This window comes from Vibrio sp. HA2012 (genome assembly GCF_002812955.1).
Classification (GTDB): Bacteria; Pseudomonadota; Gammaproteobacteria; order Enterobacterales; family Vibrionaceae; genus Vibrio.
The window spans coordinates 341,723-355,951 of the sequence record NZ_PFXK01000003.1 but is presented as its reverse complement, the minus strand read 5'-3'; the positions used below and the strand labels follow the sequence as shown (position 1 = coordinate 355,951).

Annotated in this window: 10 protein-coding genes; 9 read left to right on the top strand and 1 reads right to left on the bottom strand. The window is 41.2% G+C overall.

All coding sequences use genetic code 11. The features are described from left to right. Positions 1-28: 28 nt before the first annotated feature. From CSW98_RS07820 to CSW98_RS07790, 7 genes are all read left to right on the top strand, one after another. Positions 29-1,090, top strand: a complete 1,062-nt coding sequence (locus CSW98_RS07820) for an aldose epimerase family protein (RefSeq protein WP_100799907.1) — start codon at positions 29-31, stop codon at positions 1,088-1,090. 118 nt (positions 1,091-1,208) lie between these two features. Then, positions 1,209-2,459, top strand: a complete 1,251-nt coding sequence (locus CSW98_RS07815) for an AGE family epimerase/isomerase (RefSeq protein ID WP_100799906.1) — start codon at positions 1,209-1,211, stop codon at positions 2,457-2,459. A 286-nt stretch (positions 2,460-2,745) separates the two neighbouring features. Continuing rightward, positions 2,746-3,606 (top strand): class II fructose-bisphosphate aldolase, encoded by an 861-nt coding sequence (locus tag CSW98_RS07810; RefSeq protein ID WP_100799905.1) that lies wholly within the window; start codon positions 2,746-2,748, stop codon positions 3,604-3,606. 290 nt (positions 3,607-3,896) lie between these two features. After that, complete coding sequence (locus CSW98_RS07805) at positions 3,897-4,430, top strand: TRAP transporter small permease (protein ID WP_100799904.1); 534 nt, start codon at positions 3,897-3,899, stop codon at positions 4,428-4,430. Positions 4,431-4,441: 11 nt separating this feature from the next. Further along, positions 4,442-5,731 (top strand): TRAP transporter large permease, encoded by a 1,290-nt coding sequence (locus tag CSW98_RS07800; protein WP_100799903.1) that lies wholly within the window; start codon positions 4,442-4,444, stop codon positions 5,729-5,731. Between the two features lie 66 nt (positions 5,732-5,797). After that, positions 5,798-6,847 (top strand): TRAP transporter substrate-binding protein, encoded by a 1,050-nt coding sequence (locus tag CSW98_RS07795; protein ID WP_100799902.1) that lies wholly within the window; start codon positions 5,798-5,800, stop codon positions 6,845-6,847. Between the two features lie 155 nt (positions 6,848-7,002). Continuing rightward, on the top strand, positions 7,003-9,009 hold the full coding sequence (locus tag CSW98_RS07790; RefSeq protein ID WP_100799901.1) for an alpha-glucosidase: 2,007 nt from the start codon (positions 7,003-7,005) through the stop codon (positions 9,007-9,009). 357 nt (positions 9,010-9,366) lie between these two features. Here CSW98_RS07790 and CSW98_RS07785 read toward each other — a convergent pair whose 3' ends face one another. Beyond that, complete coding sequence (locus tag CSW98_RS07785) at positions 9,367-10,107, bottom strand: sulfite exporter TauE/SafE family protein (RefSeq protein ID WP_100799900.1); 741 nt, start codon at positions 10,105-10,107, stop codon at positions 9,367-9,369. 536 nt (positions 10,108-10,643) lie between these two features. Here CSW98_RS07785 and hpfG point away from each other — a divergent pair. Together hpfG and hpfH are read left to right on the top strand one after the other, a co-directional pair. Then, complete coding sequence (gene hpfG / locus CSW98_RS07775) at positions 10,644-13,175, top strand: (2S)-3-sulfopropanediol dehydratase (protein ID WP_100799898.1); 2,532 nt, start codon at positions 10,644-10,646, stop codon at positions 13,173-13,175. Positions 13,176-13,240: 65 nt separating this feature from the next. After that, positions 13,241-14,221, top strand: coding sequence for a (2S)-3-sulfopropanediol dehydratase activating enzyme (gene hpfH / locus CSW98_RS07770; RefSeq protein WP_198517310.1), 981 nt, complete (start codon positions 13,241-13,243; stop codon positions 14,219-14,221). Positions 14,222-14,229: the final 8 nt, after the last annotated feature.

The following is a 14,229-nucleotide window of genomic DNA, read 5'->3' as shown; positions in this document are numbered from 1 at the left end:
GTTAAACGGATCATACAGAGGCAATATTGTGAAACTTACACGCATTCCATGGGGTTCAGTTGAAGGTCAGGATAAACCCGTGCAACTGTTTACTCTGGAAAATGAAACAGGCACAAAGGTTTCGGTAACTAATTACGGTTGTATTGTTACTTCTATTGAGACGCCTGACCGTAGAGGTAGACTGGCAGACGTAGTTTTGGGTTATGAAAATCTGGATAAGTATTTGGCCGGTCATCCATTTTTTGGTGCGATTGCAGGTCGGTGTGCAAACCGTATTAAAGATGGAAAGTATTCTCTGGATGGAGAGCATTTTCAGCTCGAAACGAATGAGTTGCCGACTGGTCAGCATATTCATGGTGGCAGGAAAGGTTTTGATAAATATGTGTGGGATTACGCCGTCGAAGAGAAGGAACGCGGTATTTTTTTACATTTTAACCGAGTTTCACCAGACGGTGAATCTGGCTATGGCGGTACCTTAAATGTAGTTCATACCATCGGTCTGGATGAAGATAATCAGCTTCATTACAATTTCAGAGCAACGACGGATAAACCTACAGTTGTCAATCTGGTCAACCACAGTTATTACAATCTTGCCGGTCATGATTCGGGAAGTACCGATGGACATGTACTAAAGTTATATGCTGATTTTTATACTCCGGTTGCAGATAACATGATCCCGACGGGGGAAATTTTATCAGTAAAAGGTTCCGGACTGGACTTCTCTACCCCGGCGACTATTGCTGAGAATAAGTTAAATGTGCCTGATGGCGCTTATGACCATAACTATATTCTGCACAAACGTGAGACTGAAGGTGAATATGCATTTGCTGCGGAATTATATGAACCTGAATCTGGCCGTGTAATGGTTGTTTTGACGACTCAGCCTGCTGTTCAGTTTTATAACGCGTTTAAATTGTCGAATAAGCCCTGGTTTGGCCGCAATGGTTATAAATATGAAGCGTGTGGTGCTCTGTGTCTGGAAACGCAGCATTTTCCTGACAGCCCTAATTGCGCTCATTTTTCTACGATCCGCCTGAACCCTGGTGAAGTGTATGAAGAGAAGACGCTTCACCGGTTTGGTGTCCGGTAAGCTGTAACCAGATTTATTTTTATCGGCATTCCGAGTGAACCTCTGCCGATATAACTAACAGAAATTGAATCTGCTGACAGCGACTTTCAGCAGTAACAAAGAAATAGAGGAATATTGTATGAAGTGGATTAATACCCGATCCCATAATTCTTGGTTAGAAACTGAAACCGATCGGATTTTTGAATTTGGAAGAAATGCGGTGGTTCCAAACGGGTTTGGCTGGATTGGCAATAATGGCAACATTCGTGAAGAAATGGGAACCCGTCTATGGATCACGGCAAGGATGCTACATTGCTATTCTTTGGCTGCTTTAATGGGACGTCCTGGTGCGTATGATCTTGTTGAACATGGTATTGCTGCATTGGAGGGTCCATTAAAAGATAAAACTTATGGCGGTTGGTATGCCACTGTTGATAATGAAGGTGATGGCATTATTGATGCGTCAAAGCAGGGGTATCAGCACTGTTTCGCTCTGCTTGGTGCGGCAAGTGCAGTAACCACCGGACATCCAAGGGCGCAAGCTTTGCTGGATGAGGCCATTGAGGTATATGAAAGCCATTTCTGGTGTGAAGAGAAGCAAATGTGCTACGAGTCATGGGATGAGAAGTTTACTGAAACAGAAGACTACCGTGGTGGTAATGCTGCAATGCATTCTGTTGAAGCTTTTCTGATCGTTTACGATGTAACCAAAGATAAGAAATGGCTAGACAGAGCGCTGCACGTTACTGAATTTATGATTCATAAGACAGCCAAGAACTTAAGCTACCGTGTTAATGAGCATTTTGATTCTAACTGGACGCCATTGCCGGATTACAACAAAGAAACTCCAGCCAGCCATTTCCGCGCTTATGGCGGTACTCCGGGTCACTGGATCGAGTGGGGACGTTTGATCTGTCATCTTCGTGCAACACTGCTTGATATGGGGGCCGATACTCCAGATTGGTTACTGGAAGACGCTAAAGGGTTATTTGATGCGTCGGTGCGTGATGCATGGTATGTGGATGGTGCTCCGGGTTTTGTCTATTCTGTTGACTGGGATGGTAAGCCTGTTGTGCGGGAACGTATTCGTTGGCCGGTTGTTGAGGCAATAGGTACTGCTTATGCGTTATACACAGTAACCGGCGATAAAAAGTATGAAGAATTTTATCGAATCTGGTGGGATTATTGTCGTACTTATCTGATTGATTATGAAGGTTGTTCCTGGTGGCAAGAGCTGGATTCAAATAACCGTGCCGGAACCAGCAAGGTATGGGATGGTAAGCAAGATATTTATCACCTGATGCATTGCTTAGTTATCCCTCGGTTACCTCTGACTCCTGGGTTGGCGCCTGCTCTGGCTGCTGGCCTGCTGGATAACAGCATGAAATGATTTTCTGACGTTTCAAACATGACTTTGTTGTCAATGATTGACTGAAAGATGGCAGCCTTGGGCTGTCATCTTTTTATTTGTCCTTATTATTTTCCCTGTCCCTACTTTCATCTTTCTACTTATTTTGTCTGAATTATGGTGTTGTTTAGTCAGAAAATGTGCGTTATCGCGTGTTAATGTCCTTTTTTGAGCGTTAATGTAAAAAAGTGATACACAACTAACATATTTTGACATTGCTTGCTGGTAAATTGTTTTTATTGAAACAAAACACACGAGGATTTACTCAATGCCATACGTATCAGGTAAAAAAATGATCAAAGAAGCGTGGGAAAACGGCTACGCAATAGGGGCTTTTACCGCGCATAACTTAGAAACATTTAAAGCGGTTCTGCTGGCGGCTGAAGAAGAACAGTCACCAATCATGATCCAAATTGGTCAGAAAGCAATAAATGAAATGGGAATGAAGCCACTGCGTGATGCGGTTGACTCTTTAATTGAGTATCACAACATTACTGTTCCAATCTGTATTCATCTGGATCATAGCCGTCAGTTTGAACAGTGCATGGAGGCCGCTACCCGCAATTTTCAGTCGTTGATGTTTGACGGTTCAGCTTTGCCGTTTGAAGAAAATATTCGTATTACTAAGGCGGTTGCTGACGTTGCTCATGCTCTTGGTTTAGGTGCAGAGGGTGAAATTGGTAAGATTGGCGGAACGGAAGATGACATTACTGTTGATGAAAAAGATGCCATGATTACTACCGTTGCTGAGGCTCTGGACTTTTCTGAGCGGACGGGTATTGACTATATAGCTGTATCTATTGGCACTGCCCACGGTGTATATAAAACAACACCAGAACTGAAATTTGATCGTCTGACAGAAATTAAAGAGGCGGTTAAAAAACCTATTGTTCTGCATGGTGGTTCGGGCGTTCCGGATGATCAGATTACTGAAGCAGTGAAACGTGGAGTCGCTAAGGTCAATGTGGATACAGAACTGCGTCAGGCGTTTATCAAAGGTGTTCAAAGTCACTGGGATGGGAAGCGTGATGACTTTATTTTAGCGGATGTGATGAACACTGGTATTGCAGCCATGAAGGAAGTTGTCCGGCATAAGATCCGTCTGTTTGGTTCTAATGGTAAGGCATAAGCGATATACCTGATACGGCTTGTGTTCAGGGGATTCCCTGGCCAAGTTGTAAATATGACATTTAATGTATAAAAAATAACAGATGTTGTTTAGATGTGAAAAGTGTCACGGTTGAGGATAATCAATATGCTAGGATGAACCGTGAAAGTACTGACGGGTTCTGAATGCAAAGTTATCGACTATAGATCAGGCCAACTATCATTTTTATATAAAGGCCACTGATGTATACAACCGATATATACAGAAGGCATTTATACACCCTGTTATTCTGATTATTTAATGGTGATTATATGTTTAAGGGTATCGAAAAGGCATTGAATAAAATTAATGCACCAATAGCAAATATTGCAGCCCGATTTTCAGGTATCTTATTGTTAATTATGACAGCCATCGTTTTGCTTCAGGTTGGATGTCGTTATATTCTTAATATTCCTCTGAGCTGGACAGACGAAACATCTCGTTTCATGATGATTTATATGACATATCTATGTCTGCCTATTGTATATCTGCGTGATCAAAATATAGCGATGACGTTTATAACCGATAAATTTAAGAATATGCGAGTCTATCATTTATTTATGATGGTTGCACATATTTCGGCACTGGCACTGTTTATTATATGGATTTATTATGGATGGGCGTTTTATCAAACCGGTAGTGTCATGGCGGATAGTTTACCCATTCCCATGTATACCATCTATATTATTCCTCCAGTGATGTTAGCAATGTCTTGTTTAGCCGCATTTGAAAAGCTGGCTGCAGAAATACACACATTAATTCACTTTGCTGACAGCGAAAAAAAGTTAGCTGAAGTAGCAGAATAGGACGCAGTATTATGATTTCTCCAATTTTTCTAGTCTATTTCCTGTCATTTCTGATTATTGGTGTGCCGGTTCTTTTTGCTCTTGGCTTGTCTCCAATTATCACTTTTTTCCAGGATGATCAGATATTGTTTATTAACATGCTGTATCAACGTTTGTATTCTGGTCTGGATAATTTTCTGTTGCTGGCTTTACCATTCTTTATGCTGGCGGGTGAATGTATGTCCAGTGGTGGTATTACGCCCCGCATTGTTTCATTTGCACAGACCCGTGTTCAGCATATGCGTGGTGGTCTTGGGCATGTGGTTATCATTGCGGCAACAATGTTTGGTGCGTTAACCGGCTCTTCTGTGGCTGCAACATCTGCAATCGGTAACATGCTTATCCCTGAAATGAAGAAGTATAAGTACGATACCGCATACGCGGCAGCACTTACTGCGGCAGCGACAGTGTTGGGAACCATTATTCCACCGTCAGGTATCATGCTGATTTATGCATTCGTGATGAATACGTCGGTGGCGGCAATGTTTATGTCAGGTATTGTTCCGGGGCTTATTTTCTGTCTTGGATTGATGCTGGTGAACCGTATTCAGATCCGTCATTACCCTGATGTTCAGCCTTTCGAACGTGCAAGCAAAGAAGAACGCCGTAAGAGTTTTAAAATGGCGATTCTGCCGCTGATGACGCCGGTGATTATTCTGGGTGGTATCTACGGAGGTATTTTTACACCAACAGAAGCAGCCGCAGTTGCGGTACTTTATGCCATTATTTTATCTGTCTACATTCTGAAGGTAAGTACTATTAAGGCAACTTATGCATTGTTTGCAAAAGTTGCGGTAAACGCAGCCGCTATTCTGATTATTGTGGCAGCAGCCAGTGGTTTTGCATCAGCTATCAGTTTTTCTGGTATTTCTAACAGTGTTGCAGCGTTCTTTAATGGTATTACCGATAATCCGTATATCCTGTTTTTCATTATCAACGTGTTTCTGTTTATTGTTGGTATGTTCCTGGATGCAGGGCCAGCTATTCTTATTTTTGCTCCCATTATTGCCCCAATAATGATTGGTGCCGGAATTGACCCGATACATTTTGGTGTGGTTATGGTATGCAACTTGTCTATCGGTTTGGCTACTCCACCGATGGGGCTGGTATTGTTTGTCGCATCCGGCGTATCAGGTGTACCGCTACAACATATTTCGAAAGCAATCCTGCCATTCCTGGCTATTGAATTCTTAATTATTTTCCTGATTTCATTCTTCCCATCATTGGTCATCGGTTTGCCGCAGCTGCTAGGGATGATGTAACCAAGATAAAGAATATTTACTTACTACGTGAAATAAAACCTGAATATAAATAAAAAGGAACATTACATGAATAAAACATTACTTGGATTAGCAATGACGGCGATATTAACATCAGGAGCAGCTAATGCGGCTGATTTTAAACTGACCGTTCCGCATGTGTCTAACCTTGATAGTTATAATCATCAGTCTCTGCTGGTGTTCAAAAACTATGTTGAATCCCGCTCTAATGGCCGTATTGAAGTTGATATTTACCCATCAGGCCAACTTTGTGGTAATGCAAAAGAGTGCCTTGCAGGCATTCAGGCTGGTATGTTCGACTATTTCCAGACGACGATCGCTGAATTGGCTAACTATTGGCAGCCAATCGGTGCATTTGACCTGCCTTACGTTCTGCCTAACGACCGTGTTGCGGAGTGTGTGTATGACGATGAAGCATTTCTGGGTGAAATACGTGAAAACATCCTGAAAAAGGCACCTAATTCACGTTTGATGATGGTATCTAATTCTGGTGGCTGGCGTAATATTGCAACCACGAAGAAACAAGTTAAATCTCCAGAAGATGTAAAGGGTCTGAAAATCCGTACTGTACCAGCCAGAATTCAGCAAGAACTGGTAAAAGAGTTAGGGGGGGCTCCAACGCCTATCGCATGGCCGGAAGTATATACTGCATTGTCAACAGGTGTCGTAGACGGTACTAAGAACGGTATTGTTGATATCGTACAAAATCGTTTTCAGGAAAGTTTAGATTATATCGTCCTTGATGGTCATGCGTACATGGGGGGCGCATGGGTATTTAATGATAAGAAATTCAAATCTATGCCTGATGATCTGAAACGTGTCCTTATTGATGGTATTTCTGCTCAGAACCAGTATTTACGTTCATATCCTAAGCATCGTGAATACAGTGCTTATGAGGAATTCAAGAAGGCTGGTGGTACAGTTTATAACCCAAGTGATGCAGAAAAAGCGGCTTTCCAGGCTGCGGCAGCACCGGTACGTGATTACTTCCTGAACACAGCGGGTGAAGAAGGTAAACAGTGGTTGGAACGTTTCCAGAATGAAATAAAAACCTGTGAAGCTAAAATTGATGCTGACTATCAGGTTCAATTTAAATAAAGATTATTATTTATATCTGTTTATTAATTTAATATTAATGAATATTCCTCTCCCTTTAGGGAGAGGAATATATATAGAGCGTTTATCAATGTTTTTTATTAAAAAGTATTGATAAGCTATTTTACTCAAAAATGTATTTTAATCGGAGTTATAAAATGAACATATCCGGCAATGAAAGTTCATTCGTTATTCAGCATAAAGGCAGAACTATCCTTGAGCATAGCACAGAAAAACCAGTAATTTATTTAGGTATAGGCGAAGCTAATTACGATATGTATCGTGGTAACTTCGATATTACTGACTATGTTACAGAAAGACTTCCATTACGTCAGTTTTCTGTGGAAGAAGCTGGCGACAAAAGTATTATTACTTTCAATTTTGATAATGAAGCTGTTATCAAAATGACAGTAAGCGAAACGGATAAAGGCCGTTTAAAGGCAGAATTTAAAGCAATAGATAACAAATATAATCGATTCTGGCTGCGCATCTCCGCTACTGAAAATGAAAAAGTATATGGGTGTGGTGAACAGCTGACATACTTCAATTTACGCGGAAAGAATTTCCCACTTTGGTCATCGGAACCGGGAGTGGGGCGGAATAAAAATAGTTATGTTACCTGGCTTGCAGATACGAAAGATAAAGCCGGAGGAGATTACTACAATACTAACTACCCTCAGCCAACATTTATTTCTGATTGTAAATATTTTTGCCATTTAGAAACAACGGCTTATGCTGATTTTGATTTTACGAATGGTGAGTTTCATGAATTGCAGTGTTGGAACATCCCTGAGTATTTACTTCTGGATGCCGAAGAGTCATTTCCTGCACTGATGAAAAATATTACGGATGTTTTTGGGCGTCAGCCAGAATTACCTGAGTGGGTCTATAACGGTGTTATTTTGGGTATTCAGGGGGGAACGGATATTACGCTTGAGAAAATCAGTAATGCGAAAGCCGCTGGAGTAGAAGTCGCCGGAGCATGGTGTCAGGACTGGCAAGGGATCAAAATGACATCATTTGGCAAACGTCTGCAGTGGGATTGGGTGTGGAATAAAGAACTTTATCCAGAGTTGGACAGGAAGATTCATGAACTTAAAGAAGAAGGGGTTCGTTTCCTGGGGTATATCAATCCGTATGTACTGGAAGATTTTCCATTGTATAACGAAGCGATTGAAAAAGGTTATCTGGCAACAAAACAGGATGGTTCTAAATACCTAGTTGATTTCGGCGAATTTTATTGTGGTGTTGTCGATTTTACGAATCCGGACGCATGTGAGTGGTATAAGGATATCATTAAAAAGAACATGCTCGAGTTCGGACTTGATGGCTGGATGGGTGATTTTGGTGAATATTTGCCAACAGACTGTTCATTAAGTAATGGAGTTAGTGCGGAAATTGAGCATAACAAGTGGCCGTACCGGTGGGCAAAAGTGCAGCATGAAGCCATTGAAGAAGCGGGCAGAACAGAGGATATTTTGTTCTTTATGCGTTCAGGTGGTACCGGGATTCAAGGTTATTGTCATACGCTTTGGGGGGGGGATCAGTTGGTTGACTGGTGTATTGATGATGGTCTGGCTTCTGTTATTCCAGCAGCATTATCTTCTGGTTTGATGGGAAATGGTATTCATCATTCAGACATTGGCGGTTATACCACACTGCATGGCTGTAAACGTCCGAAGGAGTTATTACTGCGCTGGGCGGAGATGGCTGCATTTACCCCAATTATGCGTACGCACGAAGGGAACCGTCCGGGTGATAACCATCAGTTTGACAGCGATGCGGAAACATTGGCACATTTTGCACGTATGACAAAAATTTACAAACATTTGAAACCATATATCCAGAAGGCGGTAAAAGAAAACGCTGAAGTTGGTATACCGGTTCAACGTCCGCTGTTTATGCATTATGAACAGGATGCTGAAGCATATGAGATTAAGTTCCAGTATCTGTTTGGTCGTGATGTTTTGGTGGCACCGGTCTATAACGAAGGTCAGATAGTGCAGAAATTATACCTTCCTGAAGATGAATGGGTTCATGTCTGGACTGGTGAAACCTATACCGGGGGGTGGGTTGAAGTCGAAACACCTATTGGTAAGCCGGCGGTATTTTACCGTAAAGATGCAGAACAGTCGGAGCTACTCAGTCAAATGAGTCAGTTCTGAACTTTGCCTATTGAGGTTATTTCAGAAACATAATAAATATCAACATCATGCTCACTTGGCCCCTTTATAAGGGGCCTTTTTTATATCAGTTATTTCAGATGTTCATCTAAAGTACTTAGGTGTGCATACCAATTCAGTACACCAAGGATTTATATTGACTAGGATTGTGTTGGTATTAAAGAATTGAGTGTGGGAACTCAGTGTCTGATTAATGAGTTAAGTTTAAAGAACAGAACTGAGTGAATAGAACAGTCTTTCCTTTCTAAGTTATTTCATCTGATGTGAATTAAAAAATAGGCCATCGATGTAGATGGCCTATTTAGTGCGGTTTTCAATATATTTCTTTTGACAGGACCGTCAGAAATGGATGTTTTTTATTACTAATGCACAACCAACAAAAAGTAAGAAGCAATGCACAATATGATGGTAGTTAATTTTATATTTTTGCAGCAAGTGATAGGCAAACATACCCCCAGCCAAGCCAATAGCAAATGCAGGCAAAGCAGATATTACCAGTGATAGTACATCATCAGTTATCAATCCTTCATTCCAGAAACTAATATTGGCTCCGATCATTTGTAACATAAAGAAGAAGGTTAATGTTGATTTTACCTGATCAGCAGTCCAGGGCTGCATTGATGTATATGCGATCACCGGAGGACCGGATTCACCAACACTTGCTCCTAAAATTCCAGAAGTAAAACCTGCACCGATAGTGACTGGTATGGAGGTCTTATGGAATAAGGGTTTGGTTGAACGCATTGAATGCAGGCTTGAGATGATCAGTACCATACCCATAGTAAGCAGAATGTACTGTGATGGCAGGCTAGCCAGCAGCTTAGCGCCGACAAATGAAGCTGGAATTGAACCTGCGAACAGAATCAATCCGGTTTTATGCTGAATTGAGTGGCGCATTTTCCACGCGATAGGGAGTGTTACCAGCCAGCCGAAGATACCGGCAATAGGGACTGCGGTCTGAGCGCCTACAATCAATGAAAGCAGCGGTACTGACACTAACGCAGAACCAAACCCGGTTAAGCCTTGGGTAAACCCGGCTAAGGCGATGATCATCGAAACAAATATAATGGAGGTATCCATTCATCCTGTCCTGTTATTGAGCGAGAGAAATTTATAAATACTATACGCTCAACAAATTTAATTACCATTGGTTTTGTTGTATTTTGGTCTTTTTTGTTGCTTTTATTTCATAGTGCTTTCGTATTGTGACAATTGTCGCAGAAGAAAATATGGCGGTTCGTATAATGACATCCATCGTCGTAAGGCCGATCGGCTTGGTGCTGCTTAGTTTAGCTTTAATAAGAGAGTCACAGAGACTCATCTATATCCTTTATCCTTTCTGTGACTGAGGCCAGCTATCTCCCTATTTCTATGAGGTTGTGACATATATGTGGTTTTCTGTACATAGAAAATAGGCACCGGAAATATCAACAGATGCGAGTTCATCCGAGGGGTTATCTGAGCAGATAAAGAATTGGCTTACCTATTTAGTATTTCTGATGAATGTGATCTGAATGTCAGCATATTCATCCAGAGGAAATAACCTCATTCATTACGATAAAGATTTAATAAAATTTTAAATTAATTCAGTTAGTTAATTTCTAGAGGTGTAAACAATGGAATATTTCCGGATGGATAAGCAGAGCCTGTTTACCATGCAAGACCACCATCATACTCTGGCCCGGGGGATGGATGATTTTGATAAAGTGTATGGGTTGGGATACGAAGTTGGTCATCAAGATTGGTCACCATACCCAAGAGTAAACCGATTGCGTCAAACCTTCCTTGCCAGGCCTTATGACATTGATGTAGAGAGGTTGCGACTGGTAACTCAGGCTTATCAGTGTCATGAACTCATTCCGCGCATTCTTCAATGTGCGTATGCCTTCGAAAATATCCTTCTTAATACAAGCATACATATCTACGATGAAGACTTAATTCTGGGTGAAATTGCAGCCCCAGCGAAAGCTTCCCCAATCTATCCTGAGTTCTCTGTAGACTGGATTATCGATGAAATCCAGAACACTCCGTTTGAAGAACGGGAGAACGATCAATTTTATATCCGTAATGAAAAAGACAGAGCTGAAATTCTGGAACTTTGTAAATATTGGAAGGGAAAAAGCGCAAATGAGATCATAACTGCTCATCTGGATGATGATCAGAAGAAAGGTTCCCACATGGGGGAAAAAGTATTTCAGACCAATAACTATCATTTTGCCGGAATTGGTCATTTCGCAATGGATTTCAATAAATTAATGACACTTGGATACGATGGCGTTTTACAACAGACGAAAACGGCATTTGCCAGACTGTCTAAGCAAGATCCGGACTTTAGTGATAAGAGAGATTATTACAAAGCGACAGTGATCGCATTGGAAGCCGCTAAAAAGTATATCACTCGTTACGCTAAATTGGCGGAAGATATGGCTGATGCTGAGACTGACACAAAAAGAAGACAAGAATTGCAAACTATGTCAGCAAACTGTTATCAAATTGCAGGTGGTGTTCCTCAGAGTTTCTGGCAAGCGGTTCAGTTGTTTAACTTTGCCGTCACACTGACCCAGATAGAAGGCAATGGTCACTCAATCTCATACGGGCGGATGGATCAGTGGTTGTACCCATTTTATGAAAAAGATACAAAGGAACATTCTGTCACAAAAGCCTTTATTCTTGAGTTAATCGAAGTGCTGTATGTGAAAATGAATAATCCGACAAAGCTGAAAGACAAAGGTACGGTTAAGGTACGTAATGGTCGTGGTTTTGGTGGCGAAAGCTTAACAATTGGTGGCGTTGATACAAACGGCAATGATGCGACCAACGATTTAACCATGCTTATGTTAGAAGCTTCTGTACACACCCGAATGATGAACCCATGGGTATGTGTTCGTTTGCATGAAAATACGCCTTACGAATTAAAGATAAAAACCATTGAGTGTATTCGAGCCGGATACGGACATCCTAAATTATTTAATGACAGTCCGGCTATTAAAGCCATGTTGGGCAAAGGTGTCACACTAGAAGAAGCAAGGGACTATGCTGTTGTTGGTTGCGTTGAGCCAACTATCCCCGGGAAAGAGTATGGCTGGCTTGATGCTGGTTATGTGAATACAGCCAAAATGATGGAGATGGTTATCAATGGTGGCCGTATTCTCGCCGGCCCCGATGCCGGAAAACAGCTTGGTCCGGATACAGGTAATCTGGAGACTTATAATACGTTTGCAGAGGTATTAGACAGTGTTGATAAACAATTTGCTTACTGGTGTGATCAGTTATGCAGTTGTTTAAATGTAACAGATAAAGTTCATCGAATGGTTAAGCCTACACCATATATTTCTGCTTTTTTTGAAGGTTGTATTGAATCCGGTAAAGATATGACCAACGGGGGAGCTAAATATAATGGAACCGCACCTCAGGCGGCGGGCATTGCAACTTGTGCTGATTCACTGGCAACTATCAAAAAGTTGGTTTTTGATGATAAGAAATACACTGGCAAGGAATTACTGGATGCAGTCAAAAATAATTGGGATGGTTATGAAAAATTGTATGCTCTGGTGAACAGTTCGAAGATCCCTCATTACGGTAATGATATTGATGAGGCTGATGAGTTATTTAAATTCATGTTTGAATGTTACTGCCGCCATATTCAAGGGCGTAAGAATCCTCGCGGCGGTAAGTTTAGTCCTGGCGTTTATACTGTAAATGCAAATGTCGGAATGGGCTTATACACCAATGCTTCTTTAGATGGCCGTAAGAGTGAAGAACCCATTTCTGACAATATGGGCCCGGTTCACACCGCGGGTGGTTCACACGATATATATGGTCCCACAGCAGTGATTAACTCTGTGACTAAAGTCGACCATAGTCTTGCAACTAACGGAACTCTGTTAAACCTTCGATTTCCTGAAGACGCGGTTTCTGGTGTAGAGGGCAGGGATATTTTGGTTAGTTTTGTTGATGAATACATCGCTAAACAGGGGATGCATGTTCAATTCAATATTATGAGTTCAGAAAAAATGCGGGCGGCACAGAAGGATCCTGATATGTACAGAGATATGCTTGTGCGCGTTGCCGGGTACAGTGCTTATTTTGTTGAACTTGGTAAACCATTACAAGATGACTTAATTCAGCGAACTGAACTTAGGTTTTAAATAATAAAGCATGTAGATGGGCGGCTGTTCGTTCATCTGCGTGCTTTTATAAAACCATTTATTTTATGAGTAAATATATTGAGGTTAAAGTGTCAAATCAGGGAGTTGTTTTTAATGTACAACGATTTACTCTACATGATGGCCCTGGAATTCGAACAGAATTTTTTTTAAAAGGCTGTCCGTTAAGATGTGACTGGTGTGGTAATCCTGAAAGTTTTAACCGGAACATTGAAGTCGGTATTTACCAGAATCAATGTATTTCCGGTAATATCTGCCATTCATGTACAGATGTTTGTCCTGATCCCCAAATGCTATTGTTCTCTGATTCAAAGCTTAAAGAAGTTGATCGTAATCTGTGTATCGGTTGCCTTGCCTGTTCAGATGAGTGTCCGTCTGAGGCAATTACTCAGTGGGGTCAATTTATGTCGGTTGATGAGTGCATGAGTATTATTTTAAAAGATAAAGGGTTCTATGATCGTTCTGGTGGAGGGGTAACGGTTTCCGGAGGTGAACCACTACTTCAGAGTGATTTTGTTTTGGCACTGTTGCGTGCATGTAAACAAGAGGGGATACATACTTGCATAGAATCAAGCTTCTATTCCAACTGGAATAGAATAGAGCCGTTACTCCCTTATACTGATCTATTTATCTCAGATATCAAGGTAATGGATAACAATACACATAAGAAATACACCGGGGTTGATAATCAAAAAATACTGAATAATCTGGTTCAGTTAGCAGAGGCAGGAAAAGATCTCATTTTAAGAATTCCGATTATTCCCACCGTCAATGATGGGTTTGACAACATAAAAGCAACCGCTGATTTTATAATCAATGCAATGCAGGGAAAGGTGAAAACACTGCAACTGCTGAGTTTTATGCGTCTCGGTGAAGAGAAGTATGAGTCATTGGGACTTCCCTATAAAATGAAAAACTTCAATTTTGACCGGTTTGAGTTTCAACTCCGGGTAAATACTATTGCAAAGTATTTTAATGGACGGGGTATACACTGCTTGGTTGGCACAAAAGAAAAGGATATTGTTTAGCTGACTGA